The organism is Prochlorococcus sp. MIT 0701 (assembly GCF_000760295.1).
Taxonomy (GTDB): domain Bacteria; phylum Cyanobacteriota; class Cyanobacteriia; order PCC-6307; family Cyanobiaceae; genus Prochlorococcus.
On record NZ_JNBA01000039.1, the window covers coordinates 387,269 to 414,082 of the forward strand.

Here is a 26,814-nt window from a genome sequence, read left to right on the forward strand (position 1 = left end):
TTATATTTCGCACGCTCCCAGGAAGGTTGACTCAAATCGATGGGAGAGAAGAGTCAATCTTTGGCTAAAGGGCGATGGAAACGCCCTGCTGTTCTACTGCTAACGAGCAGCTTGGTTGTTTGGGTTGGCGCCGATCGAATTGTTGCTGCCCTTCTTGAACGTCTGCGTCCGCAACTGGAGCAACAGCTTTCAAAACCTCTAGGCCATCCTTTAAGAATTGGTTCCTATCAGGGCCTGCGGCCCTGGGGTATGGCCATTGGTCCAACTGAAGTGCTGTCTGGAAATGATGACGATTCCACAGCATCGCTCTCTGGTCTAACCGTCAGCCTTGCCCCAATGGCCAGCCTGTTCCGTTTGCGACCCGTTGCCGTACTCACCCTTGAAGGATCACGGTTAACGCTACGTCGTAATCACAAGGGTTTGTACTGGGTCCCTGGTCCATCCAAAGGCGAGCCTCCCCCAAAGGTTGATCTTCAGCTGCGGTTGACGCAGCCCGCGAGGGTCCGCATCGAACCGGCAAACTTGGAGTTCACCGCCACCACACGGGCAGACCTTCAGTTGGCGGAGGGATGGGCCAATGGCTCTGTCCAAGTTGTATTGCCAGATCGTGGAAGATTCTTCCTAAAGGGCCGTGGGCGCTGGGATCGTTTAGAGCTTGAGGCCCATGCTCGTTTGGACAAAATCAGCCTTGAACCATTGCAGGGGCTTTTGCCCGGAACGCTGCCCATGCAAATGCAGGGTCAGATTGGTGGTGATCTCCAAGTGAGTCTTAATCAGGAACGTATGGGTTGCAAGGGAGCCCTGTCATTGGTTCGATTCCAATTAGCGGGTGGTCCCCTCAAAAAGTCACTCTCATCTCGTGAAGCCAAGATCAACTGTCGTCAAGATCGTCTTCAGTTACCTCTCAGCCAGTGGCGTTACGGCCCTTGGACCGCTTCTCTCAAGGGAGGTGCTCGTCTCAATCACTCCTACAACCTCGACCTCAAGGTCAACCAGCGGCAACAAGGGCATGCCTTCCAAGCCCGGATCAATGGACCTTGGCATGAGCCCAATCTGCATGCCAATGGCCGCTGGATTCTTACCCCAAAGATCCCCGTTAATGGTCCGCTGCAACTGAACTTGCAGATGCGCACCAACTGGCGCAATCCCAAGGCCTTCAGGGCCGTTATTGACACTTTTGATGTTCGTGGTCCAGGTCTTCAGGTCCGTGCAAGGGGGCCCCTATATCCCGAGCTAGGGCTGAGCACCCAGCGCCTGGAGTTTGCCGGACCTGCATGGCAGCGCATCCCTGTGCTTGCTGAACTTCTCGGCAGCCAATCCTTGATCAAAGGCAAGCTTCAGCTTGAGGGCCCTTCATCGAGCCCCCAACTTCAGCTAAGCCTTGCTCAGCAACGTAATCCTTTACTGGAGACCTGGTCTCTGCGAGCGGGGTGGTCGGCAGATTCCGGTTTGCTCCGCTTAAGGCAGTTCAACAGTCCCCTGCTCAAAGTTGTGGCGGACTTGCCTCTCTCAGTTGATCAAGGACGCCTACGCAGTGGAGAACTGCAGGCCAATCTGAATTTGAGTCCTTTCCCTTTAGCACGTGTTGGTCCGCTTCTCGGCACCTCTTTGGCTGGAACCCTTGCTGCTTCGGGTCAGGTGAGAGGACCATTGTCGGCTCTTCGTCCAAATCTTTCCCTCCGGGTGGTGAATCCAGAGGCTGGAGGGTTGCGGTTGTTGGAAGATTGGCAAGGGAACTTGGCCGGACTCCCTGCTGGGGGCGGCACTCTGCTGATGGAATCTGTAGGGGCGGTGATCCCTGGGCAGCTCTCATCTCGATTGGGACGCGACTGGTTGCCAGAGGAGTTGGCGATTAACCGTGGAGACGGTCGTCTCTCTCTAAACGGCATACCAGCTCGCTATCGCTGGGAGTTGAACAACTTCAAAGTGGATGGGATTGAGGCTGCCCTGTCTTCAAAGCAGCGATTTGAAGGCGTTTATGGTCAACTCAACGGGTCAGGCAGCCTGGGCCTTCAACCCCTGGCCATGGAAGGTCAAGTCACCATCAGCAATCCAGGGCTGATGGGTCTGCAATTTCAACAGGCTTTGATTCAGGGGAGGGTTGCCAACCAGCGCTACAAGCTGACTGGTGAGCTGCTACCAGCGGATACTGGCCAGATCACTCTTGCAGCGGGAGGTCGCCTGGGAGGCGAACTCTCTGCTACGGCAAAGGCACTCGGTCTAAGCGCGCGTTGGCTGACCTCTAGCGCACAGCAACTTTCTAAGCTTAATGATGTTCTTCCACCTTCAATTGGTCGCGCCCAAGATCTGGGCACGCTGTTGATCCAAACCTTGGGAGGGTCTCTGGATGATCAGCTCAAAGTCTTGGCAGCGGCGCAGGCGTCCTTAAATCGTTTCGACCAGCGAAATCGTCGTAGCAAGATCATCCATCCAGAAGATCTACGTGGGCAGATTGATGCGGTGATCGATCTGAAGGGTCCCGATCTGGCCAAGCTCAATCTGGAGCTAAAGGCAAGCGGTCATCTCTGGACAGAAGGTGAGGATCAGGATCACGCCCTACAGGTCAAACCCTTTTTCGCATCGATTCAAGGACCACTGCATGGTGGGGAAGGGTCGTTTTCACTGCTTCACGTTCCCTTTTCTCTGCTTGCGTTGGTTGCACCTCTACCTCAAGCACTGCGGGGTGCTCTGGGGCTTTCGGGTCGATACAACCTGAGACGGGGAACCCCTGAGATCACAGCTGATCTAGTGATGGAAAGCGCCAGGTTGGCTGAAAACACATTGATCTTGGACAAAGGGCAGATCCTCTTGAATGATGCCCTCCTGAACCTCGACCTCGCACTGCGAAGCTCTTCTTCCAAAGAGGCTGTAACCATTACCGGTCAAGTGCCTCTGGATCCCTCCTTGCCGATAGACGTCAGGGTTGAGAGCCACGGCGACGGCCTACATTTTCTGGCGGATTTTGCTGAAGGTGCGGTCGACTGGAAGGGCGGTAACTCCGACCTCAAGTTGTTGTTTAGCGGCAGCCTTAACGCTCCTCAGGCGAATGGATTTTTGGTGATGCAAAACGGCGAATTCGTCGTCATGGAACAAGTTGTCAAGGGGTTGGAGGCTGCCATGGTTTTTGACTTCAATCGCCTTGAGGTGCAGCGTCTCAAAGCAAAGATTGGTTCGAAGGGCATCTTGCAAGGTGCGGGATCCATTGCCTTGCTTCGCCCTGCACCAGAAGACCAGCCCCTGACGATCGAGATCAGTAAGTCCCGTTTTAAGTTGCCAAAGGCTGATATAGGGGTGGCCGCCAAGCTCAAGCTCACGGGTGCCCTACTGAAACCCTTGATTGGCGGTGAGCTCACGATCAAAGAAGGAACGATCTCGCCCGCCGGCTCAGGGTTTCTGCGACCGATCAACGCTGCCATTCAATCCACCAAAAGGCCTGGAGCCGGAGGGGCGATAGCGACTTCCAGCAGCCCCAAAGTTGTTAATGCCAACACCCTGCTTGAGGAGCAGTGGGATTTCAAGAAACCCTTGGTCTTGCTTGGACCAGATGTAGAGGTCAGTCGGAGGAAGATGTTGAGCTCCGTTATGCCAAACATCCCCTCTATCAGCTTCGACAACCTGCGTTTAAAGCTGGGACCAAATTTGCGCATCACTGCTAATGCGCTGGCCAATTTCAGTACAGAAGGGTTGCTCAGTTTGAATGGTCCCCTAGATCCAAAGCTTCAGGCTCGTGGTGTGATTCGGCTACTGAATGGGCGGCTGAATCTATTTACAACGTTCTTCAGTCTTGATCAGCGAGCTGCGAATGTCGCTGTGTTTACTCCTTCTCTGGGCCTAATCCCTTACGTTGATGTCGCCATGAACAGCCAGGTCTCCGACAGTATCAGCATCGGCACCGACAGTAATGCCGCATCTGCGAATGTATTTGATACCAATGGAACAGGTGCTCTTGGGGCCGGAGGACAGTTCCGCTTAATCAAAGTGATAGTGAAGGCCGAGGGACCTGCAAATCGTCTTTTCCAAAACATTGACTTACGCAGCTCGCCGTCACTGCCTCGTGCTCAATTGCTGGGGTTAATTGGAGGAAATTCACTGGCAGGGTTGTCGGGAGAAGATGGTGGTGCGGCACTAGCGACTGTGATCGGTCAATCTCTTCTCACGCCTGTTCTTGGAACAATCTCTGATGCTTTCAGTCAACGAATGCAAATTGCCCTTTATCCTGCATACGTCTCGCCGGTTGTGACGAGTCAACAAGAGCGAGTATCTGGGCAAGTTCCACCCACGCTCGAGTTAGTCACAGACATTGGTATTGATATCACTAAGCGACTTAACGTTTCTATTTTGGCGACACCAGACCGCAACGATATTCCTCCGCAAGGCACGCTTACTTATCAAATCAGTCCCAGCATGAATCTCTCAGGTTCTTTAGACAGCCAGGGAATTTGGCAGAGCCAAGTGCAATTGTTTTTCCGCTTTTGACCAGTTGACAACCGACTTAGCTCAGTTCATCGGTGTCGATTTGGGAGGTACCGCGATCAAGTTAGGTCGATTTGATCAGCAAGGCCATCTGTTAGCAGAAACCGAGTTGCCAACCCCTCAACCCTCGATGCCAGGTGCTGTCACAGTTGCTCTTTGCGAAGCCATCGAAACTGTTGATCCAAACCATCATGCTGCATTCGTGGGAGTGGGCTTGCCAGGACCAATGGATGCTGAAGGGCGGGTCGCCAGGGTCTGTATCAACCTGCCTGGATGGCTGGAGGTTCCTTTAGCCGACTGGTTGGAACCACGACTGAATCGGCACGTCACCCTGGCGAATGATGGCAACTGTGCTCTCGTTGGTGAAGCATGGCAGGGCGCAGCCCAAGATTTTCAAAACGTCGTTCTGCTCACTCTTGGCACCGGAGTAGGTGGGGGCGTCATGCTTGGGGGTCAATTGTTTGTCGGTCATAACGGGGCTGCAGCCGAGCCTGGTCTGATTGGAGTGGATCCGGAAGGTCCCAGCTGCAACAGTGGCAACCAAGGATCCCTGGAGCAATACGCCAGCATTGGCGCCCTTCAACGTCTATGGGCTGGGGACCCAGAAGAATTAAGCAAACGAGCTGCTTCTGGCGATCGCGAGGCTCTCGAGATCTGGGAAACCTATGGCCGCAAACTTGGGGTGGGAATCAGTTCTCTCGTCTATGTTTTCACCCCTCAGCTGGTGCTGGTCGGAGGAGGTCTTGCAGGTGGAGCAGTTCATTTCCTACCAGCGGTCCGTAAGGAAGTAGAGAAGCGGGTGCAAGCTGTGAGCAGGGAGGGTTTGCAGATTCGCTCCTGTGCCCTTGGCAATGGAGCTGGTCGCCTGGGGGCAGCTCGACTTGCCCTTCAACGTCTCTTAAGTGTCGGCAATGCCCCTTGAGGCGTAATGATGAGCACAGCTGTGCCGCGCTGTAATGACAACTTCTCCTGGAGTTCCTGAGCCTTCCGCCCAGTTGCTGCGACTTGCAGCAGAGGTGCGGCAAGCAGCCATGGCTCTTGGGCAGAGTGATGACAACCAGCGGCGTAAGGCCCTGATGGCAATGGCCAATGCTTTGCTGTCAAGCTCCGAGCAGATCGTGAGAGCTAACCGACTGGATTTAGAGAAGGCTCGAACGGAGGGACTTGCTTCTGCCCTGATGGCGCGGCTCAAGCTTGATGAAAGCAAACTCGTTTCGGCTATCAAAGGGCTAAGGCAGTTGGCTCAGTTATCTGATCCCCTTGGTTTGCGTCAGTTGCACCGTGAACTGGATCAAGATCTTGTGCTGGAGCGCATCACCGTTCCACTTGGAGTCCTGGGGGTAATCTTTGAGGCGCGTCCAGATGCGGTGATTCAGATCGCTTCACTGGCGATTCGCTCCGGCAATGGCGCACTTCTCAAGGGCGGCAGCGAAGCAAGCCACACCAATCAGGCCATCATTGAAGCCTTGAAGAATGGTCTAGCTGAAACAGAGATCGATCCCGAGGCAATTGCCTTGCTCACGACCCGTCAGGAAAGCCTTGCCCTACTTCGGCTTGATGGCCTAGTGGATTTGATCATCCCTCGCGGCAGCAACGAACTGGTGCGTTTCATTCAGGACAACACACGAATTCCGGTTCTTGGTCATGCGGACGGAATCTGTCATCTCTATCTCGATGCCGCGGCGGATTTGAAGCAGGCCCTACAGATTGCAATCGACAGCAAGACCCAGTACCCCGCAGCATGCAACGCTATTGAAACCCTGCTCATTCATCAGTCCATTGCACCGTCGTTTTTAGAGCTTGCTATTCCTGCCTTTCATCAGGCCGGGGTTCGTCTGCTTGGCGATTCAACTAGCCAGGCTTTAGGAGTAGAAGAGTCAGCTAGTGAAGAGGATTGGGCTACGGAATATCTCGATCTGATTCTGTCAGTGAAAGTGGTGCCTGATCTAGAGGGAGCCCTGGATCACATCCGTCGCTATGGCTCCCGTCACACGGAGGCGATTGTCAGCAATGATCAGGAGACGGCTGAGCGTTTTCTCCAAGCTGTCGATAGTGCCGGTGTTTTTCACAATTGCTCCACGCGTTTTGCCGATGGATTCCGTTATGGCTTTGGAGCCGAGGTTGGCATCAGTACTCAAACACTGCCTCCAAGGGGGCCGGTTGGCTTGGAAGGGCTGGTGACCTATCGCTATCGGTTGCGTGGACAAGGCCACATTGTGGCGGACTATGCCAATGGTGAATGCATGTTCACTCACCGGGACCTACCGCTGTGATCAATCGTCTCCCTTTAGGAGCCATTCATGTTAACGATGTGCGCTTGTGGGCTCACGTGGGCGTGCTTGACCATGAAAGACGTGAAGGTCAGTGGTTCAGCTTGGATTTCAGCCTTTGGTTAGACCTTGACAAGGCTGCCCTGGATGATGACCTCAATGCCACTGCGGACTACAGCTTGGCTATTGGTGCAATGCAACGACTCTCCTTTGAACTGAAGTGTTTCACCATCGAACACTTCAGCGAGCGATTGCTAGTGCTCTTGGAAGATCTCTACGGTCCTGTGCCGATGCGAGTGCTTGTGCGTAAATGTGCTGCGCCGGTGCCTGGGTTTAGTGGCAGTGTGGCTGTTGAAAGGTGTCGCCATTGGCCAACACCCTGATCTTTGTTAAGGCGTTTCGCGATGTTTACGCATGTCGCATCAGTGGACAAACCCCGTCGACCATTGGTGCTTGTACATGGTCTTTGGGATACCCCGCATCTTTTTAGGCGGTTGGTGAAGGCACTCGAACAGCATCAGCTACCTCTACAGACCCCCCATCTGCCTCATCGCCTGGGAGTTGTTCCGCTTTCCAAGCTGGCTGAGACGTTGGATCAACTCATCGTTGAGCAGTGGGGGGCCGAGACGGTTATCGATGTACTTGGATTCTCGATGGGAGGGGTGATCAGTCGAATTTGGCTGCAACAACTAGGTGGATCACGACGAACGCATCGTTTTCTGAGTGTAGGAAGTCCACAGCAAGGCACCATCACAGCCCAGTGGATTCCCGCCTGTTTGTTTGCTGGTTTGGCGGATATGAAGCGCGGCAGCCCCTTACTGCGCCAGCTCAATGGCGACGTTGCAGCCTTAGAGGACATTGAATGCAGCAGCTATTTCTGCCGATGGGATGTAATGGTTTTTCCAGGCTGGCAAGCCGTGTTACCGGTGGGTGAGCAACAGGCCGTTCCAGTAATCACGCATCAACAATTGATGTCTCATCCGCTGGCATTAAAGTTGCTGATTTCAAAGGTTCTCAGTAATTAACTTGGCGAAGTCGAATTACCTGACCAAACTGAGCTACCACTCATAAACCGGCACAAAGATGTGTTTCTCAGCTTCAGCCAGTTTTACGGCTTCAGCGGTCCTTATGCCCTTAGGACTTTATACTTACCATCTAGCGTCTGAAGCGAAACGTCCCGGTTACAAACCTCTGGCCCTAGTGCCGTTCTTCTTCGGGTTACAGCAATTTGTTGAGGGTTTTGTATGGGTGGGCTTAGGCCACGGAGAAGCAGTGGCTACACCGATCCAACCTCTCACAACAATTACTTCTGTTGGCTTTCTATTTTTCGCCTATTGCTTCTGGATGATATGGATCCCGTGGAGTGCATACTCGATTGGGCGTCATTCCGAAACTGAAGGAGTCAAGAGAGCATTACGCTGGGCTTGGATTATTGGTACCATCCTTGGGATTTCATTCTGGCTGCCTTTATTAGTACATCCACCATTGATCCAGCCAGGGCTAGAGACAGGCGGAAGAATCGTTTACAACGTCAACACCATCTTCCATAATTTTATCAATACAGAGCCTATTGGAGAACTGATTTATTGGTGTTGGATTGTTATTCCTTTGCTGTTGCTTAAAGACAAAGCCGTAAAACTCTTCGGGGTCTTAATCGTATTATCTATAATTCTTACACTGATGACATATAGCATGGCTTTCAATTCAGTCTGGTGCTTCTACAGTGCCATTCTTTCAATTGTTGTTCTCTGGATCGTAAACCGTCCGGAGATGCGTCGTGCCTGATGCTCTTCTGCAGGGCTTAAGTGGACTCAGTCAAGGCCTTGATTCCATGGCTGAGTTACTACTTAAAATGGAGGCCGGGGTTGGATTGTTGCTGGCAGTTGGCCTTTCAATGTCAGCAGCACATTTCTTTTCTCTTCTTGCCAATCGTCTAGGTCCTGTTCAAATTGCCGTGCATTTATTCTTTGATGCTCTTGGCCTAAGCCTAGCATTTCTAATGGGGATTTTCTGTGACAGCTTGATACTCACTTCTCTTAAAGCTGTACCTTTACATCCGATTAGTTTTGCGAACCATATGCTACCAGCAATTTGGCCAGGATTATTTTATATTCTTGTTGGGGCTCCTTATATTAGTGATCTAATTGCTGTAACACTTTTCGCCTGGATTCACCTCAATGTAGTTGTTTTATTAAAAGCTCTTTATGGTATACCTCTCCAGCAAGGATTGGTTATGGCCCTTCCTGGTTTTGCCTTGGCACTTGTTTTAATTGCGCTCTTGTTCGCTCAGCGGTGGAAATCAAGTTACTCCCAACTAGCCCGAGAAGTAGCTCTTAATCATTGAATTGGAGCTGATCTTAGATCATGAATAAGACTAGATCTTCGCTTCGCCATCATCGCGAACTGCTGCTTAAAAGCCGCAAGATAGTTGTTGTTTTGATGCTGTCCTCAGCCATCCTTTTGTTTCTGTGCGTAGCTGTAATTCGTCGGGATGCTATTGCATTAGTAACCAGCGAATCGCTTGATGAGCTTCTTAAGCTTGCGGCACTTCTGGTGATCATCTTGGTCCCTCTGTCAGGTATTTATTCAGTGATGCTTGACTTTGTGTTCTGGGAAGGGTGGCTTGATGGACTTCCTGACCCAAGTAATCTATTTGATGAACCTTCGCCTAATATTTCTGGACATCGGCATTACATCATTTACCTGGATGGCATTCATCAAAGTGAAGAAGACCATCCTCCACGGGTGAGTCGATTCCTCTCGCAACTAGAAGAGGGAATTGATCATGAGTCTATTTTAGTCAAAGGCATTGAGGCTTACACAATCATGCCTGTTGCACTGCGTTCAGATTCATACAGTCAATGGTTCTGGCGAAGATTATTTTCTCTACAGGAGCATCATCCTAATGCATTAATTCGTTTTCTAAGCGCCTTTTGTGTACAAGCCAATAATGTGATCAAAGTGGGAATTTCCTCTGACCGCCGTTATGGCCCAGTGATGAATTATGAGCTTGCCTTGAAAATCGCCCGTCGTCTTGAATCCCTTGGATTCCATCCAAGTACAGCTGTGCGCCTGGTGTTAGTGGGTTACAGCGGAGGAGGAGAGATGGCTATTGGGACAGCGGAGATATTGCAACAACTTTGTCGTGTTCCAGTGCAGGTGATCACTGTCTGTGGAGTGTTCAGTGGGAATGGCGCTTTAGAGGAGATCAATCGTGTTGCTATGGTCGTTGGCGGGAAAGACCCTGTTGCGGCTCTTGGTCAGGTGGCTTACCCCGGGCGTTCTCCATTGTTGCCATTTTCAAACTGGAATCTATGGCAACGCAAACGTAAGCTTACTCGCTATGAAATTTCCGGCATGAACCATTGTGGTCACTCAGGACCATTCAGTGATGATTTTAGTTCTAAGGTCGTTGATGCAATTTGTTCTGAACTATGTATGACTAGATAAGCGCCTATAAATTCAGTCTTTACATAGGGTTTTCGCTTTAATACAAGTTATTAGTACGACCAGATTTACAAGCGCTGATTGAAGTTTTTGGCGGAGGAACTAGCTAACATGTGAGCCAACTAAGCCACAACATCCCAACCTTCTCTCCACTCATGAAGAACTCTCGTAAGACGCCAAAAGGTGCTGAAGCCTCAGTTACTGTTAAGGCCATTTAAAAGTCAATCAGCTCCTGGAGCATCCTCTAACGCAGGCTGAATGCCTTGCATTCAGCCGTCTAGCAGCACTTGCCCCTATCCAGAGTGGAAATAAAATGACCTGTCTTGCGTTGCAAAGATCAGTGAAGTGTGTTCATCATTTTGCGAATGACGTGTTCCGAGCCAAGGCGTTGGTTTGATAATAGGAATATCCTGCTTGTCGACTGATAATAGAAGCTTGATAGTTTTCATAGTCTTATCACCAGCAAGATGGAACTCTATATTCAAAGTTTCAAGAGGAGTCGATTGTTAGACTATTTCTCTTAAGTCGTGTAGAATGCAATTCTACTAAATGAGGAAGGACAATGGATTACATTCATGACCTCATAAGACAAATCGGCAAACTAACGACTGCAGAAGGTGAACTACCTAGAGAGTTAATAGAGAAACTAGAGAAGACAGTTGAGGATTATTATGATGTTGAGAGAGACGCTCATGGAGCTTATAAGCAGAAGGAATGGAAACATCCATACACTTCATTCTGACTTAATTATCACTTCTTATTAAAGGCAATCCCTTTGGCTAGTCACATCGGAAGGAAGTGATAGTTTTCGAGTTGCCAGGCTCTCCATCCATGCTGATCACCATATTCATTAAAAGCTCTTCCTCTAACGACTCCAACAACAACATTCTCAAGGTTATTGCCAGAGAGCGTCTGCCTCCCTTCCTCTGGGATTGAGTCATTCTCTTTAGGATCAGTCATCGTTGCAAATATTTTATTGGCATCCAGTCTAAAAACGAAGAGGAGTTACATGGAGCAATTAGTCACGATCGAGCCAGTACTGTTATTTTCGCATGTTTTCGTTATATTCAAGGATTCAGCTAATATTATCTGAGCTGAATTCGATTGTCAGCTTAGATGTTGTTGTTTTCATTGACTTACGAAGGATCTGTAACGAGAGAAAGGTGAATCTGTATGTTCATCAGAATCCTGCTATGCAGTGGCTGTTTGGCCTTCTATTCGTTGTTGGATCATCTGCTTGGAATTGGCTTGCTCAGCTTCCGGTTGATCTGCCTATAAATGAAAGCCTTCGTTTGCATCGCTTCAGAGATCCACTTCGCCATTGAGTTTCCTCACAAGCTCAAATGGACTGTGGCTGGGTTGACAGATTGAAAGCCTCTGCATTGCCTCAAATCGTGCAGAGCCTTGCAGGCTCAGATCCTGGGGCAACGTGTCAAGGCCCCATCGGTAGCGATCTACCACACTAGTGTTGATACAAAAGCCCTGATCAAGAAGGGTGTCGAGGCTACGGCGTAGTCGTTCTCGCCATATTCCTCCCAGAGTCAATGGAAATAAGTGAGTAGAGCCGTTAAGGCATTGCTCCAGCAGGGCTGTTGAATCAATGCAGTAGCCCAGGGCTCCATACCCCCCTAGGCGCAGCTTTTGCGAGCTTGCCTCCAAATTGTGCACCGCTGCGATTAATTCGGTGATCTCTATTGCATCGGCGAGGCGTTGCTGTGTTAATGGCTCGCTGGGGTATGCGACTGTTCCATTGTGGCGATCGTTCTGCCAGGGCCGATGCAGGTCATTCATAGCAGCCCAGCCATTCATACCTTCTACTCCCTGGCAATACTGCAGTAGAATTGAATCATTGCCTAGTGGTTGCAGCTCAAGCTCGAAGCTGCAATGCGGCAACAAGCTGACGATCTCCTGGTTGCGATCATCCTCTAGACCCGTTCGATATGGCATAGCCAGAGGGACCTGAAGCCATCTCCCGCTTTCATTGGCTTGGCTAGCTCCCAGGCCGAAGCTGGCCACACTGGCCCTAATTCGTCCACAACAGTGCCAACCCTGTCGGCTCAGCAACTCAATGAGTTGACGTCCTGAGGATAGCCCCTCGAATAGGAAGGGTTCAGAGGGATGCAATGCCTCTGGTAGACGATTTGCGGCTAGGCAATTGAGCACCTGAGCCATGAGCTGATTCATGCGTTGAGAAGACTCGTTCTGAAGCATTGCCAAGCCCTCGTTGTGCCATACCAGGCCACTACCGAGTGCAGTGAGGCGTTTCCCTAAAGGGGTTGGACCAAGCTGTTTCGAGTCAAACAGTGCATCACTAATAATTGGCTGGTTGGCTAGTAATCGACAGTTCTTTAAATTGCCCGGCAACTCCACACCATGTCCTGGCTTTAGGGCAATTGAGGGTTGGCGCCAGAGTTCCAGGGCACTGGGTGGTTGGTTCTCCGCAGTCGGCAGCAGATGCTGTAGGTCATCAGCTAACGCTGCCAACAACAAAGGGCTTAGCAAACCATCTTCTAATAGGGTTGCAATCCCTCGTAGACGTTCAGGCAGAACGGCAGGGGCCATCCTCCAGCCTCTCGGCAGCATGCCTAACAGGGGGATCACACGGCGATGATCGAGGTCACGCAACAACTCACTTAGCAACTGTTCTCGGCTTATCCCGCGACGCAAGCTGCTTGTTTCAAGCACCTCCTCAAGCGCAATCAGTGGTGCCAAGTGGATATCGTCATGCTCGTCTTGGCCCCAACTTTGTGATAACGCTAGGGGGTTCAGAGAGTGCGGTATCTCTTCAGCCATCTCCTCACTGATCCGCAGCGCTTGCGGCTAAGCCGGAATGGCGAATCAATGCCTCGGTGGTCGCTGGTCGCCCACGGAATTCCTCATAGATCTCTGCTGGGGAATGGCTACCTCCCAAACTGAGAACTGTGTCGCGAAAGCGAGCACCAGTGAGTCGAACTTGATCTTCAAGTTCCAAACCAGCTTCCTCAAAGGCAGCAAAGGCATCAGCACTAAGAACTTCTGCCCACTTGTAGGAGTAGTACCCGGCGGAATAACCACCGGCGAAGATGTGGCCAAAGCTACAGAGGAATTGATCTTCGGCGATCGGAAGCATCACCGTGGTGGTCTCAGCAATCTGACGGCGAAGCTGATCTGGGGTCACGCCGAGCTCTGGGGTCCAGCGACTATGCAAGCGCAGATCAGTGAGAGCGAAATGCACCTGGCGCAGAGTTGCCAAACCGGCATTAAAGGTGCGGCTGGAGCGCAATTTTGCGAACTCCTCCTCCGGCAGCGGTTCGCCAGTCCGCCAGTGACGTGCCATCCCCATCAACGTGGTGCGATCGAGGCACCAGTTCTCCATGAACTGGCTAGGCAGTTCCACTGCGTCCCATTCCACGTTGTTGATTCCTGCAGCCTGTGGATACTCAACGGTCGTGAGCATGTGCTGAAGCCCATGACCGAACTCATGGAACAAAGTCTCCACCTCATCGAAGCTCATCAGACTTGGTGTATCTGCTTGCGGTGGGGTCTGGTTACAAATCAAATAGGCCACAGGAAGAATCGATTGGCCCTCGATGCTTTTGCTGCGTATCAGGCATTCGTCCATCCATGCCCCCCCTCGCTTGCTGGCTGGTCGGCTATAGGGATCGAGGTAGAACGCTGCCAGGTCTGAACCATTGGCATCCAACACCCGGAAATAACGTACGTCTTGATGCCAGATCGGAGCCTCGCCGTCGCCGCTTTGAATGCGAATGCCAAAAAGACGTTCACAAAGTCCGAACAAACCTTCCAAAACCTGTGGCAGGGGGAACCACGGGCGCAGCGCTTCTTGATCAAGGTCAAAGCGCTCTTGCCTCAGCCGTTCAGCCCAGAAGTTCACATCCCATGGTTTGAGCTGGCTGGCCTCTGGAGCTCCATGTTTTTTGGCACAGGCCTCAAGCTCAATTAACTCCTTTTGGGCTGCGGGTAAAGCTGCAGCACGCAACTCCTCCAGCAACTGCTCGACGGCCTCAACGCCCTCGGCCATTTTACTGGCCAGGCTGAGTTCAGCCCAGTTCATGTAGCCAAGCCTTTGAGCTTGCTCAAGCCGAAGGCTTAGCACCTCTTCAATCAATGGTTGATTGTTTAACTCACCTGCACTCGCTCTACTCACATAAGCCTTGTAGAGCGTTTCACGTAGCCCTCGATCTTTTGCATGGGTGATGAAGGGGATGTAGCGAGGCATATCTAGACCTAATCGCCAGGGACCCTGCTCCGCTGTAGGTTCTCCACCGTCTTCACGGTGATCTCCGGATTGCTTGGCTGCTGAGGCCAAAACCTCCAAGGCTCGCTGCGGCAGTCCTTCAACTTGCGCTGATCGATTAAGGAGCAGGCTCCATCCCTGGGTTGCATCCAATACGTGATTGCTGAAGCGAGTCGACAACTCGGCCAGTTGCTCACTGGTGGTATTAAAAGCCTGCTGTGCGTGGTCATCGAGACCCACGCCTCGTTGATCCATGGAGAGTAATTCCGCTTTCAAAATCCGTTGTTGAGTCGAATCCAGTAATGGCCTTGAGGTCTGGTCTTTCAGCCGGCGCAGGACACGATGAAGTGTCTGGCTTTGACCCATACGGTTTCCAAAGCGCACCACCTCTGGTTGCTGTGCAGCGTGAGCTTGTCGTAATTCGGAGGTATTGCAGACGCCATTGAGATGGGATACGACACCCCAGCTCCAACGCAACTGCTCTTGCAGCTGATGCAGCGGAGACATGACTTGTTGCCAATTAATGCTCTTGCCAGATGCCAAAACTTGGTCTAGGTCTTGTTCCAGCTGGCTGAATTGTTTGTTAAGAGCACAAAGAAGTTCAGGAATGTGATCCTGTACTTGTTGAGCAGTAATGGCAGTGAAGTTTGGGATTCCTTCACCCTGGAGCAGGGCTGGTGACTTTATTTCGTTCACAGCAACAGGCATTATTCAGCCAAGGGATAGCAGGGAACCTTGTGCTACCAAGCTATGGCTAATCAGTCGGTCAGCGAGAGCATTGGTTGAAGCCTCATAGAGATCGATGGCGACTCGAGGCCAAAATCCGATCACCAACGTGGGCACAATCAGACTGAGCCCAATGGTCAGCTCTCTGGGGTTGATGTCTTCGATCATTGCAAGGGCGGGAATCCTGGGGCCAAAAAAGACCCGTCGACACATCGACAGCAAATAGACGGGGGTAAGCACCAGTCCAATCGCAGCCAGCACGATCGTGATAACCCTGAATATTGAAGTGAATCCGTCCTGACTAATGATGCCGAGGAAGACGGTGATCTCACTGACAAAGCCGCTCATTCCTGGCAGGGCGAGGGACGCCAGGGAGCTGGCCAAGAAAAAAGCGAAGGTGATTGGCAAAACCTTGGCCAGGCCACCCATGTTGGGGATTGAGAGGGTCTGCGTGCGTTCGTAGAACGTTCCTGTGACGAAAAACATGGCTGCTGCAATCAGGCCATGGCTGATCATCTGCAGCATGGCTCCACTGATCCCAAGAGCATCGATTGCGCCGATACCCAACAGAACGAAGCCCATGTGGCTCACAGAACTGCAGGCAATCCGTCGTTTCACGTTGTCTTGAGCAAAGGCGTTGAGTGCTCCGTAAATGATGTTGACGATCCCAATCACGATCAGGGCCGGCGCTAGCTGAAGATGAGCATCAGGCAGCATTTGCACGTTGAAGCGCAAAAGGGCATAGCCACCCATCTTTAGGAGTACCCCTGCCAGCAGCATCGACACTGGTGCGTTGGCTTCTCCATGGGCATCTGGCAGCCAGGTGTGGAGAGGAAACATCGGTAGCTTTACGCCAAAGCCCACCAGAAAGCCCAGATAACAGAGCAGTCCAAGGCTGCCTTCTGGAGATCGATTCGCCAGCTCAGTGAGGTTAAGCGTGAACTCACCACCCGAAAGTGCCAGAGCGAGTCCGCTGATCAGGATCAGCAAAGACGCTAGAGCGGTGTAGAGAATGAATTTGGTGGCGGCATATAGACGTCTGCTTCCGCCCCAGATGGCAATTAGCAGGTAAACCGGAACCAGCTCTAGTTCCCAAGCAAGAAAGAACAGCAGGAAATCTTGAGAGAGGAAAACCAGCCCCTGGGCAGAAGCCTGAACCAACAACAGAGCGAAATAAAGCCTTGTCTTGCTTTGCACCTTCCAGCTAGCTGCCACGGCAAGAAGAGTGATCAACCCGCTAAGTACAACCAGAGGAGCCGAAAGGCCGTCTGCTCCGAGAGACCATTCCAGGCCGATGAAGGGGATCCAGCTAACCCGTTCAATCAGCTGAAGCCCTCCGTCCTGGCTATCAAAAATGCGGCTAAACACGGCCAGCATGAGCACGAAATCCACCAGCAGAAAGGCCAGTGCAAAATTGCGCGGTGCCTGGGAGTTACTTGTCTCATCCCCTGGCAACAGAGGCATCAGCAGGGCACCCATTGCCGGCAGCAGCACGATCAGGGAAAGCCAGGGGAATGAGGCCTGGGACGCAGCCGTCAGCGGCAAGTTGGCGTCCATGGCAGGCAAGAGAATGCGAAGGAACTGATCAGCCCCGGGCGGGCACTTGAGTATATCTACTCATCATCAACTTGAGGTTGCCAGTGGCTTCCTCCTGTCTGAATGCTAAGCAGTGGTGCCCTACTTGCTACACCCTCGGCTTCCCAAGCTTTTACCATTGCCTGACTGACTGCTGGCCCTTTATCCTCCGGACACAGAGCCAGCACGCTAGGGCCAGCTCCGCTGATGGCACAACCCCAGGCCCCGGCATTCAGCGCCGCATCGCGAACATCCAAACCACCTTTGATCAATGGCCAGCGATAGGGCTCATGCAATCGATCATGCATCCCATCTGTGATCAGGTCGCCGTTTCCTGTACGCAGTCCCTGCAGCAGGAGCGTAAGGGCACCAAGGTTTTCTACGGCATCGCTGATCGGAATGTCTTTAGGCATGGCGCGCCTTGCCTCGCTCGTGCTTAGGCGAATAGAGGGGATTGCTACAACAGCTTTTACGGAATTGATCCATACACAACGAACCACCCGCCAGTGCTGCGAGGCTGCCTTGGCAGTCAAGCAAAGACCTCCCAGAAGAGAAGGAACCACATTGTCGGGATGTCCCTCAATGTCAATGGCCAGTTCCAACAGTTTTTCTTTGCTGAGCGGTTCGCCCACCAAGGCATTGGCTCCGACCAACCCTGCCACGATGGCACTGGCACTGCTTCCTAGGCCCCTTGCGGGGGGCACCGCAAGCCTCACTTTGGCTTCTAGTCCCACCGGTTCGAGCCCTGCGGCTTTCCACACCCTCTGGGCGGCGCGATAAATCAGGTTGTTGGGCCCACCGCGTAGGTGGCTTCCCTCATTGCCTTCAATAATGAGTTCAAAGCGTCCGCTGTCCCCTTCGATCCGCCGCATGGCAAAACGGTTGTTGAGGTCAAGGGCAGCACCTAGGCAGTCGAATCCAGGGCCAAGGTTGGCTGTGGTGGACGGTACGTCAACCACAATTTTTTGGCCGATACTCGGCTGCGCCATCCCTACCTATCTACTTAGGTCAGTGTCCCACCTTGCTCAGCAAGCATGTGTGCTCTGCAAGCTGCACTGAACAAGCCGACCTCGGGATCGATCACTGCCATCACTGGCAATTGCTCTAAAAATGGACGGAAGCGACCCTTGTTGCGGAAGGCTTCAAGAAAGGTGCTTGAGCGAAGACCTTGAAGCTGCTTCGCAGCTGTACCCCCACCCACCCAGAGGCCTCCGCTGCAGAGTTCCTGAAGAGCTAAATCTCCCGCAGCTGAACCGTAAGCACCTAGCCAGAGCTGTAAGGCTTCTTGAAGAATTGAATCGCCTTCGCTTGCGGCTTGACTAGCAAGAGCAGGCAGATCCAGATGGTCGGGATGATCATCAGCACCATGGCGCCAAGCATCGGCCAGCTCTCGCAGAGGATGACCATCTGCGTCACTGTGCTGTAAGCGCCAGCGTGCTACGTGACCCAGGCCGGTGCCACTGACAACACGTTCCAATGAAAGGCGTTCGAGTTGTAAGTCGGCCTTGAGCCACTCGCAAAGTTGCCACTCGCATTGACTGCGAGGAGCAAATTCACGGTGTCCGCCTTCACTTGGCAGCGCCACCATTCCATCTTTTGTTGGCAGGCCACGGGCCATCCCAAGTCCAGTTCCTGCCCCCAGAACTGCAATTGGTCCTTGCGCAGACGAGTGCTGCTGTGGAAGCTGAAGCTCCACCTGCTGCGAGTCGTTGAGAAAGGGTAGGCCGTAGATCAGCACGCCAAAGTCATTAATCAGTTCCAAATGTTTCAGTCCCGTGACTGCGCAAAGGTCCTTCTCCTTCAAGCTCCAGGGCAGATTGGTGATACGTGCCTCACCATGGCGAACCGGTCCTGCGACAGCGATGCAGCCGTTATTGGGTTGCTCCATCACCCCTGGCAGATGGGAGATAAAGTCGCTGAGCATGGGTTCAAGCGAAGTCCACTGATTGGATAGATACCTGCGCCGGTGCTGTTGCTTGAGTTGCTTTTCGTCCCAGCTATAGAGCGCAAGCAAGGTTTTGGTGCCCCCCAAATCACCTGCCAGAAAGGTTCTCAGGGACGGCATGGTGATGACTAATGAGGTAAAGAGCTTCCCTCAGGCTGCATTGACAACGAGAGATCTGCAACTTTTACGCTGGATAGATTGCTGATTAGCTCAAGGGATAGTGATCCCCATGCCTAAATCGGTTGGCAAGGACTGATTGGCTAGCTCTAATTAGCCCCCAACTGAGTTAGCCCTGCTCAACACGAATTGAGATGTCGCCAGTGGCTTGATTGACTTTTCGCAAGACCTGTCATTTCTTTTGATGGTTGAGTAGTGCTTGCATCGGAGACCATGAAGAATTTCTGATCCTGCGCAGAACAGAAAGAACCTGCACCAAAGAGAGGGGCAGAACGACCCATGAAAAGCAATCAGCTTCTCCCTTCGCCAGGCCCAATTTACTATTCAGCTTCTAGAGTTAATAGCCACTCAGGTCCGCCAATGCTCGCAGATGATTAAGGCTGGAGGAGGAATGAATCGTTGGCTTTGACATGCTTGCTCATCTTGGCTTATCAAGGTCATTTCATTGACTCCAGAATTTCTTGATCAGCACATCGCCCAAAAAATTAGACTTTTAAAGAAGGCAAACCTAGCCTTAAATTCAGAGATAGTTTGACTATTCCGTAAAGAGCAAGACATCAATAATAGATTTCCATTGTAATTTTAATGGCAAGAGAGTCGCAAAGACGCCCTCGCCTTAAGTAGAGAATATGAGAAACAATTGAGATTATTCAACTGCTGCATCTAGAGGTGCTAATTATATTATTTATGCCTTTAAGAATTCACACAATATTACAGCCTCTCATCCAGACAGAAGAGAGCGTTCCTCCAAAGCGAGGTATTCATTAATTGTCATTAGCGCCTAACTATTGATAACTTGTTTCAAGCGACACCTGATCTACCTCTAAGAGCAATTGCATCATCCAGGAGTGATTTGAAGCTATTCAAAGGCATGCTGCCAAAGTCCTTACCCTCTCGCGTGCGCACAGCAACCTCTCCACTTTGCTGTTCTTTATCACCAATAATGATTAGGAATGGTACACGCTGAAGAGTATGTTCGCGAACTTTAAAACCAATTTTTTCATTTCTTAAGTCAACTTCAGTTCGATATTCTAGGGCTGACAACTTCTTGCAAACATCCTGACAAGATTGAGCATTACGATCTGTAATCCCCATCACTACCACCTGCACAGGTGCTAGCCACACAGGCAATCGTCCGGCATAGTGCTCGATCAGAATTCCGATAAAACGTTCAAAAGAACCCAGAATTGCTCGATGCAACATTACTGGTGTTCTGCGCTGACTGTCTTCTGCTACATAAGATGCTCCCAAACGTTCCGGCATCGAGAAGTCAACCTGGATCGTTCCACATTGCCAAACTCTACCAAGACAGTCTTTTAAAGAAAACTCAATTTTAGGTCCGTAGAATGCACCTTCCCCTGGCAATAAGTCCCATGCAAGACCTTTAGCGTCCAATGCATCGGACAAGGCCTTCTCTGATTTGTCCCAGATCTCATCGCTACCAACACGCTTTTCGGGCCTGGTTGATAACTTGATAAGCACAGAGTCAAACCCAAATGATCTGTAAATCTCAAAGACTAGATCAATAAACTTAGAGACCTCTTCCTGAACCTGAAGCTCAGTACAAAAGATGTGAGCATCATCTTGAACAAAATTGCGCACTCGCATGAGACCATGAAGTGAACCAGATGGTTCATTCCTTAAGCATGAACCAAACTCTGCCAATCTAATTGGCAGGTCACGGTAACTTTTTAGGCCTTGATTGAAGATCTGTATATGGCAGGGACAATTCATAGGCTTTATGGCATATTCACGATTCTCAGATGTCGTCGTGAACATGTCATCTTTGAACTTCTCCCAATGGCCAGATTTCTCCCATAAGGAGCGGTCTACAACCTGAGGTGTTCTGATTTCTTGGTAGTTATGTAGGCTAAGGGTCTCGCGAATATATTGCTCTAAAACCTGATAAATAGCCCAACCCTTGGCATGCCAAAAGATCATCCCAGGTGCTTCTTCTTGAGTATGAAATAAAGACATTTGTTTAGCAATCCTGCGATGATCACGCTTTTCAGCTTCTTCAAGGCGCTTGAGATAAGCTTTCAGGTCTTTGGAACTTCCCCAGGCCGTACCATAGATGCGCTGCAACATTGGTTTATTTGAATCACCACGCCAATAAGCACCTGATACTTTCATTAATTTGAAAGTGCGTAAATGCCTTGTATTAGGCACATGTGGACCTCTACACATATCAGTATATTCTTGATGTCGATATAGCTTAATAATTTCGTTCTCAGGAATTTCATCTACGATTTCTATCTTGTAAGGCTCGCATCGCTTTTCGAATTCCCTATGAGCCTCTTCCCTTGAAACTATTTCCACATTGACGTCATAGTCAAGTTTAACCAGCTCTTTCATGCGAGCCTCAATCGCTTCCAAGTCTTTAGGAGTAAAAGGCTGATCATAGGCAATGTCATAATAAAATCCGTCTTCAATAACTGGACCAATGGCCATTTTTGCTTCAGGATATAATTGCTTTACGGCATGACCAATCAAGTGAGCGAATGAGTGGCGAATAGTCTCAATTCCATCTTGGTCTTTAGCCGTGATGATATTAACTTTAGAGTCTTTCTCAATAGGGATACAGGTGTCAAGCAATACATCATTGACCCGTCCTGCGATAGCCGCCTTTGCTAATCCAGGCCCAAGGCTTTCGGCCACCTCCATAATGGTTACGGGTTGATCAAACTTCTTTTTATTTCCGTCTGGAAGTGTAATAATAGGCATAGCAAGGCGTTTTCTTTGATGATTTACAATAGCGCTTTATTTTATCAGTTATATCATTCGCAATCCTTGCGCCTCTGAATGCTGGAGTGGAATATTTCGCATATTAGCAACAACGTAGAGGAACACTGAGAAAAAGGAACATTGAACCAAATTTTCTAGCAAGTTCAACAAGCAAAATACCAGCATAGAGTTCAATGGGAGCTTGCTTAGATTCGTCAGAGCTATTTCCTATGATCTCAAAAAGCTTTTTTATGCAGCCAATCTAACCGCCTAAGGGATCTTGGCTGTCGTGAGCAAAAGATGTTGGCATTACCTGCCTGTCCCCAGCAGACATGGCTTGGATAGTGATCAATCCGAGCGACCCTTGATGCCTAACATTTTCTGCTTAGGGAATGGTCTGTCATGGGATTAGGGCTTTGCGGATAAACCAGCTGCAAGCAGACCCGTCAGCAAAACAAGTGAGAGAATCGCTTACTGCCCTGATATCAATGCTCACGGTCATGGTTGTGGGCATCGACTATGGCGTTGCTCGTGGGAAGAAAGCTCCCGAGATTGTCTGCTTTTGTTGTGATAGTCATCCTTTTTGGATGTCTCTTTTCAGAGAGTGATCCGCAAGGGGAAAGCTAGGGTTTGGTTGCAATCAAGGGATGTCTTTCGAGTACAAACACACAACTTCTGCTGATTCTGAAGTTAGATGCTTTTAGCTTTGCTCAGGCCTCCTGCTGCAGTTGCCGCAAATTGGCTGAATAAAATTTTGCCAACTCTGCATGGCTCTTGACTGGCTGTCCGTAACTGCTGTTGCCAGCCCAGTTAGGAAACGAAGCCCATTCCGGTGCAAGACGGGCCATAGCGGAGTGCGTTAAACCAAGAGCATCTATTTCCTTGAGAGCACCACGTTTGCTAACTAAATGCAACGCTGCTTGATCTTGATGTTGAGGTTGGAAATTGGGTAGGTTGAGCTCCTTCGCTACGGCCATCCAAGTTGTTGGGATGAATTGATAGGCCCCTGCTGCTGCACTGCTATAGAAATTCACCACAACTCGATTGGGGTGTTGAGAGAGATCCTCAAAAACACCTCCTCCAAACATCGTGCGATATCCGAGATCTTTTCCTTCTTTCCAAGTGCCTTCTGCATAACGAATGGTGTTCAGAAGGGCTCGACGTTCGGGCGTTATTAAATAGTGCGGCCTTTGACCACCATTGCCTTGATAAGCAATGTTCACCCTAAAAGCATGTTCTTTAGGCACCTGGATGCGTTCAGCCTGCAAGGTCTGGCCAGCACCCATGAGAACACTCAGACTGATCATGGCGAAAGCTGCCCTGACCCAATTCGAATGATTCGCTTGACTTGAAAAGCCAAAGTGCAATGGGAACAAGCGCAGCACGTAAACCAACTAAATGGTTTGTCACATTGATCAATACCTCCCCCGTCTGGCGAGATGGTGATTAATACCCTTGACTCACGCAACAGAGTGTGCATAAGTCTGAAGTTGACATTGACAACAGATTCTGCGTCTCACTAGACCCTTGCTGATGACTAGGGCTCGCTGGCCTCCGTGCCACAGGAAGGCCTCGGCCATTACTGAGCTCCAATGATTAGCAAAACTTTTCTTTCGACTCGCATTGATTAGCTGGCTGTCAGGAAGCCAAGGGCCTGGCGGACTCGCTTAAGGGTTGCTTGGGCGGTGTCTTGCGCTCTGGTCTTGCCTTGGTCAAGCACTCTGATTAGTTCTATGCGGTCGCCCATGAGTTGTTGATAGCGATGCTGTATCGGCTCAAGGGCTGACACCGTGGCTTCGGCCAGCAGAGGCTTGAAGGTTCCCCATCCCATTTCTGCGCATTCTTGGGCAGCTGCGTCTCTTCCTCGCCCACTAAGGATGGCGTAAATCCCAAGCAGATTGTCGGCCTCCGGGCGATCTGGGTTGCCAAATTGCAAGCCCCTTTGGGGGTCTGTCTTTGCCCGCTTGATTTTCTTTGTGATCAGTTCAGGCGGATCAAGAAGTGTGATACGACTTCCTTCATTGGGGTCGCTTTTACTCATCTTGCTGCGGCCATCGCTAAGGCTCATCACTCTTGCTCCCTCTTTGATGATCAGAGGATCTGGGACTTTAAGGACAGGTTTCTCTTCACTACCGAAGCGAGCATTAATGCGCTGCTGAGCGATGTCACGGGCAAGTTCTAAATGTTGTTTCTGGTCTTCGCCCACTGGCACCAAATCAGCGTCATAGAGAAGAATGTCTGCTGCCATTAACACCGGATAGTCCAGGAGTCCAACAGAAACGTTGTCCCCCTGCTTGACTGACTTCTCCTTGAACTGGATCATTCGCTCTAGCCAATTCAGAGGAGTAACACAGTTCAGCAACCAACAGAGCTCGCTGTGGGCGGACACCTGGCTCTGCACAAAGATGCTGCAAAGATCTGGATCCATCCCACAGGCCAGGTAGAGAGCGGCTGTGGAGAGGGTCTCCTCGGCCAAACGTTGTGGGTCGTGGGGAACAGTAATGGCATGTAAATCCACGACACAGACATATGTGTCATGGCTGCTCTGAAGATCTACCCAGTTGCGGATGGCCCCCAACCAGTTGCCCAGATGGAGGGCACCTGTCGGCTGGACGCCGGAAAGGACCCGCGGGCGCTGCATTAATCAGGCCTCACCAGGTGTTTTCTCAGGTTCATGCTCTATTGCCGGCACTTGTTCAGTTTCAGCAGCCTGGTCCTGCTCTTGCTCTGCTGAGTTCAATTGTTCGGTTTCAGCAGTCTGGTCATGCTCCTGAGCTTGTTCTTCAGCGTGGTTTTGTTCAATTTCTAGAGTCTTCTCGGGTTCTTGAACCGATGGTTGAGGCTTGGCTGGCCGCGCAAAGGGATCAGGTCGAACTCCTCGGTGCGTTGGCTGTCTGTCTTTATGAGAGCGATCACTACGCGTTCGCTGAGCTCCTTCTTCTCTTCGTCTGCCACCACTTGGGGCCTTGGAGCGTTCACTGGCAACCAGTTCGTCTAGTTGGCCATCGTCCAGCATTTGGCCAAGGGTGCGCAGGGCAAATCCCAGTACGGCCACTGTGGAGCGCATTTGAAAGGCTTCCTGCAGTGCTCTGGCAGAGCGCATTTCGTTGTCGCTCAGGCGGATACGAAATCCGCCGGCTTCACGGTTCCCAGGACCACGGCCACCTCGGGATCCAGCCCTTCCGCTCTCCCGGGCACCATCACCATGTCTTTCTTGTCGTTGCGGATCGCTGTAAGAATCAGTCATGGCCTACGGCCTGCAATCAGGCGCAAGTGTGACGCATCGTCGTCATTCGCGACATCCCTGAGCTTCATGACGGGAATAATTTTTTTTTGATCTTCATCAGAGGAACACTTATTTTTGGCCCCATTTGGGGAGCTGAATGAACGCAAAGTCTTCTGTCAGGCATGAATTCAGCGAAGAAGGTCACGTAGGCTGGTATGGCTTGCACGAAAGGTGGTGCCCCGTGAAGCTTCCAGCCCTACTGATCAATCTTGTGCCTCGCTCCCCTGCCTTCATTGGCCGGGTAGCACTGATCACAGGGACCTTCGTCCTCGGTCAGTGGGTCTTCACTGATGTGATTCATCTGCCTGGCGGTGGTCTTGGTTTGATGGTTGCTGGTGCGGGCGTTTGGTGGTTATCAAGGCCCTCAATACCGGCCAAGTTTGATGCACCAGATTCTGTGCAGGGCTGGATCCGTCGCTGCAAAGAGGTCCTTGATCAGTTTGAGGCATTGGAGGATGAGCAAGATGTGGTTGCGCTGCGCCAACAACGCAGCGAGGCCCTTGATGTCGTTCTACAGCGTTCCGAACCTCAAAAAGTTTCTTTTGTGAATTCCGCAGAGGGTTCTCTTGAGGATCATCCCGATGTTCAGACAGCCATTGCGGGATCCACTCCACTGAGCATCAGCTGGGCCCGGCCTCTCTCTCAGACAGACGAGTCTTGGATATGGCCCGCAGCTCTGCAAGAGCAGGATGTTTTGCTCTATGTCTTGCCTTTGCCGTTGATGGCAGCAGACCTTCTTTGGTTAGAGAGGGTGCCAGCCAATCAACCAATCTGGCTGATCGTCTCTTGGCAGGATTCATCTAATTGGAGCGATCAGCTGCAGGCACTTCAAGCTCAGTTGCCACAACGCTTGAGCGGCCAGGTGCTGCGTTGGACAGGCAATCAAGACGATCTTTCAGAAGCTCTTGCACCGGTGAGACGTCTGTTAGAGCATCCTCAGCGGAATCTTGAAATCACCCGTAAGCGCTTATTGGGCAGTCTGCACCGCAATTGGCAAGCCGAGTTAGAGCAGCTTCGTAGGCAAAGGTTCCTTGTACTCCAGCAGCGCACTCAATGGTTGGTTGCAGGAGCTGTTTTTGCCTCTCCTTTACCCACGACTGATCTTCTGGCCGTGGCTGTGGTCAACGGCTTGATGATTAAAGAGATGGCGGGGATTTGGAAGTGTTCCTTGAAGCCAGAGGTTCTGCAATTGGCAGCACGCCAGTTGGCTGGTGCGGCTCTGGCCCAGGGAGTGGTTGAGTGGAGTGGCCAAGCTCTATTGGGCGTAGCCAAACTTGATGGCAGCAGCTGGCTTGCAGCGGGTACTCTTCAGGCCCTCAGCGCTGCTTACCTAACCCGTGTTGTTGGACGCTCAATGGCCGATTGGCTGGCATTGAATAATGGCGTTGCAGAGCCTGATTTGGATGCCTTGAAGCTGCAGGCACCGCTGCTGGTTGCTAAGGCTGCAGAGCAGGAACGCCTCGATTGGTCTAGCTTTTCACAACAGGGAATCAACTGGATCAAGGAGTTTGCTCGCCAACCAGGATCCGCATCGAACCCTGCATAGGCTGCGCAAACAAACTTCATGAATTTTGTTTGCGCACTACGTCGCAATGTGAGGAAACCAGAGAGCGCAAGTGAGCTTTGCGACCCCATTTTTATATGCTATTAGCGAGTCTTCCCTAACCATGGGTTGAGGCTCGTTAACGTCCTCTTCATACTCAATGACCACCACCATTCGCAGTGGTCGCCTCAGTAGCTGGGAGTCCTTCTGCAATTGGGTCACCTCCACCAATAACCGCATTTATGTGGGTTGGTTCGGTGTCCTGATGGTTCCCACGCTGTTGGCAGCTGCCATCTGCTTCACCATTGCCTTTATTGCGGCACCGCCGGTTGATATCGACGGTATCCGTGAGCCCGTTGCTGGCTCTTTCCTCTACGGCAATAACATCATTTCTGGTGCTGTTGTTCCTTC

Annotated in this window: 19 protein-coding genes and 1 pseudogene; 10 read left to right on the forward strand and 10 right to left on the reverse strand. The window is 51.2% G+C overall.

Annotation, left to right across the window (positions count from 1 at the left end; translation table 11 throughout):
• The first annotated feature begins 39 nt into the window (after positions 1-39).
• The 8 genes from EV12_RS12175 to EV12_RS12210 are packed head-to-tail and all read left to right on the forward strand — an operon-like array spanning position 40 to position 10,193.
• Positions 40-4,476, forward strand: coding sequence for a translocation/assembly module TamB (locus EV12_RS12175; protein WP_036915666.1), 4,437 nt, complete (start codon positions 40-42; stop codon positions 4,474-4,476).
• A 4-nt stretch (positions 4,477-4,480) separates the two neighbouring features.
• The gene (locus EV12_RS12180) at positions 4,481-5,395 is read left to right on the forward strand and encodes an ROK family protein (RefSeq protein WP_036915669.1); all 915 of its coding nucleotides are present in this window, start codon (positions 4,481-4,483) and stop codon (positions 5,393-5,395) included.
• Between the two features lie 34 nt (positions 5,396-5,429).
• Entirely contained in the window at positions 5,430-6,746 is a 1,317-nt protein-coding gene (locus EV12_RS12185) for a glutamate-5-semialdehyde dehydrogenase (protein WP_036915672.1), read from the forward strand.
• Positions 6,713-7,126: a dihydroneopterin aldolase gene (locus tag EV12_RS12190; RefSeq protein WP_052039530.1), complete on the forward strand. Its 414-nt coding sequence runs from the start codon at positions 6,713-6,715 to the stop codon at positions 7,124-7,126. Before EV12_RS12185 ends, EV12_RS12190 begins: the two co-directional genes overlap by 34 nt.
• Positions 7,127-7,147: 21 nt before the next feature.
• On the forward strand, positions 7,148-7,768 hold the full coding sequence (locus EV12_RS12195; RefSeq protein WP_036915676.1) for an esterase/lipase family protein: 621 nt from the start codon (positions 7,148-7,150) through the stop codon (positions 7,766-7,768).
• 58 nt (positions 7,769-7,826) lie between these two features.
• Positions 7,827-8,528 (forward strand): hypothetical protein, encoded by a 702-nt coding sequence (locus tag EV12_RS12200; RefSeq protein WP_036915679.1) that lies wholly within the window; start codon positions 7,827-7,829, stop codon positions 8,526-8,528.
• The gene (locus EV12_RS12205) at positions 8,521-9,087 is read left to right on the forward strand and encodes a hypothetical protein (RefSeq protein ID WP_241466554.1); all 567 of its coding nucleotides are present in this window, start codon (positions 8,521-8,523) and stop codon (positions 9,085-9,087) included. The genes EV12_RS12200 and EV12_RS12205 overlap by 8 nt, the downstream gene beginning before the upstream one ends.
• 20 nt (positions 9,088-9,107) lie before the next feature.
• The gene (locus EV12_RS12210; protein ID WP_036915681.1) at positions 9,108-10,193 is read left to right on the forward strand and encodes a hypothetical protein; all 1,086 of its coding nucleotides are present in this window, start codon (positions 9,108-9,110) and stop codon (positions 10,191-10,193) included.
• 780 nt (positions 10,194-10,973) lie between these two features.
• Here the strand turns inward: EV12_RS12210 and EV12_RS14340 are convergent.
• The 10 genes from EV12_RS14340 to EV12_RS12260 all read right to left on the reverse strand — a co-directional run bounded on the left by EV12_RS14340 (position 10,974) and on the right by EV12_RS12260 (position 24,821).
• On the reverse strand, positions 10,974-11,150 hold the full coding sequence (locus EV12_RS14340; protein WP_193742233.1) for a hypothetical protein: 177 nt from the start codon (positions 11,148-11,150) through the stop codon (positions 10,974-10,976).
• 342 nt (positions 11,151-11,492) lie between these two features.
• On the reverse strand, positions 11,493-12,983 hold the full coding sequence (locus tag EV12_RS12220; protein ID WP_036915686.1) for a hypothetical protein: 1,491 nt from the start codon (positions 12,981-12,983) through the stop codon (positions 11,493-11,495).
• Between the two features lie 4 nt (positions 12,984-12,987).
• On the reverse strand, positions 12,988-15,135 hold the full coding sequence (locus tag EV12_RS12225; protein WP_036915688.1) for a M3 family metallopeptidase: 2,148 nt from the start codon (positions 15,133-15,135) through the stop codon (positions 12,988-12,990).
• Between the two features lie 3 nt (positions 15,136-15,138).
• On the reverse strand, positions 15,139-16,710 hold the full coding sequence (locus tag EV12_RS12230) for an NAD(P)H-quinone oxidoreductase subunit 4 (protein WP_036915690.1): 1,572 nt from the start codon (positions 16,708-16,710) through the stop codon (positions 15,139-15,141).
• A 56-nt stretch (positions 16,711-16,766) separates the two neighbouring features.
• Positions 16,767-17,717 carry a homoserine kinase gene (thrB, locus tag EV12_RS12235; RefSeq protein ID WP_036915692.1) on the reverse strand — a complete coding sequence of 317 codons (951 nt, stop codon included), beginning with the start codon at positions 17,715-17,717 and terminating at the stop codon, positions 16,767-16,769.
• Between the two features lie 14 nt (positions 17,718-17,731).
• Positions 17,732-18,793 carry a glucokinase gene (gene glk / locus EV12_RS12240; RefSeq protein ID WP_036915694.1) on the reverse strand — a complete coding sequence of 354 codons (1,062 nt, stop codon included), beginning with the start codon at positions 18,791-18,793 and terminating at the stop codon, positions 17,732-17,734.
• An 858-nt stretch (positions 18,794-19,651) separates the two neighbouring features.
• The gene (gene thrS, locus EV12_RS12245; protein WP_036915696.1) at positions 19,652-21,574 is read right to left on the reverse strand and encodes a threonine--tRNA ligase; all 1,923 of its coding nucleotides are present in this window, start codon (positions 21,572-21,574) and stop codon (positions 19,652-19,654) included.
• Positions 21,575-22,284: 710 nt separating this feature from the next.
• Complete coding sequence (locus EV12_RS12250) at positions 22,285-22,881, reverse strand: glycoside hydrolase family 24 protein (protein ID WP_052039536.1); 597 nt, start codon at positions 22,879-22,881, stop codon at positions 22,285-22,287.
• 320 nt (positions 22,882-23,201) lie between these two features.
• Positions 23,202-24,215, reverse strand: coding sequence for a tryptophan--tRNA ligase (gene trpS, locus EV12_RS12255; RefSeq protein ID WP_036915698.1), 1,014 nt, complete (start codon positions 24,213-24,215; stop codon positions 23,202-23,204).
• Between the two features lie 3 nt (positions 24,216-24,218).
• On the reverse strand, positions 24,219-24,821 hold the full coding sequence (locus EV12_RS12260) for a hypothetical protein (RefSeq protein ID WP_036915701.1): 603 nt from the start codon (positions 24,819-24,821) through the stop codon (positions 24,219-24,221).
• 220 nt (positions 24,822-25,041) lie between these two features.
• Here EV12_RS12260 and EV12_RS12265 point away from each other — a divergent pair, with 220 nt between their 5' ends.
• The gene (locus tag EV12_RS12265) at positions 25,042-26,406 is read left to right on the forward strand and encodes a YcjF family protein (RefSeq protein WP_052039531.1); all 1,365 of its coding nucleotides are present in this window, start codon (positions 25,042-25,044) and stop codon (positions 26,404-26,406) included.
• 157 nt (positions 26,407-26,563) lie between these two features.
• Positions 26,564-26,814: pseudogene (locus EV12_RS12270) on the forward strand (photosystem II q(b) protein); the annotation flags it as partial.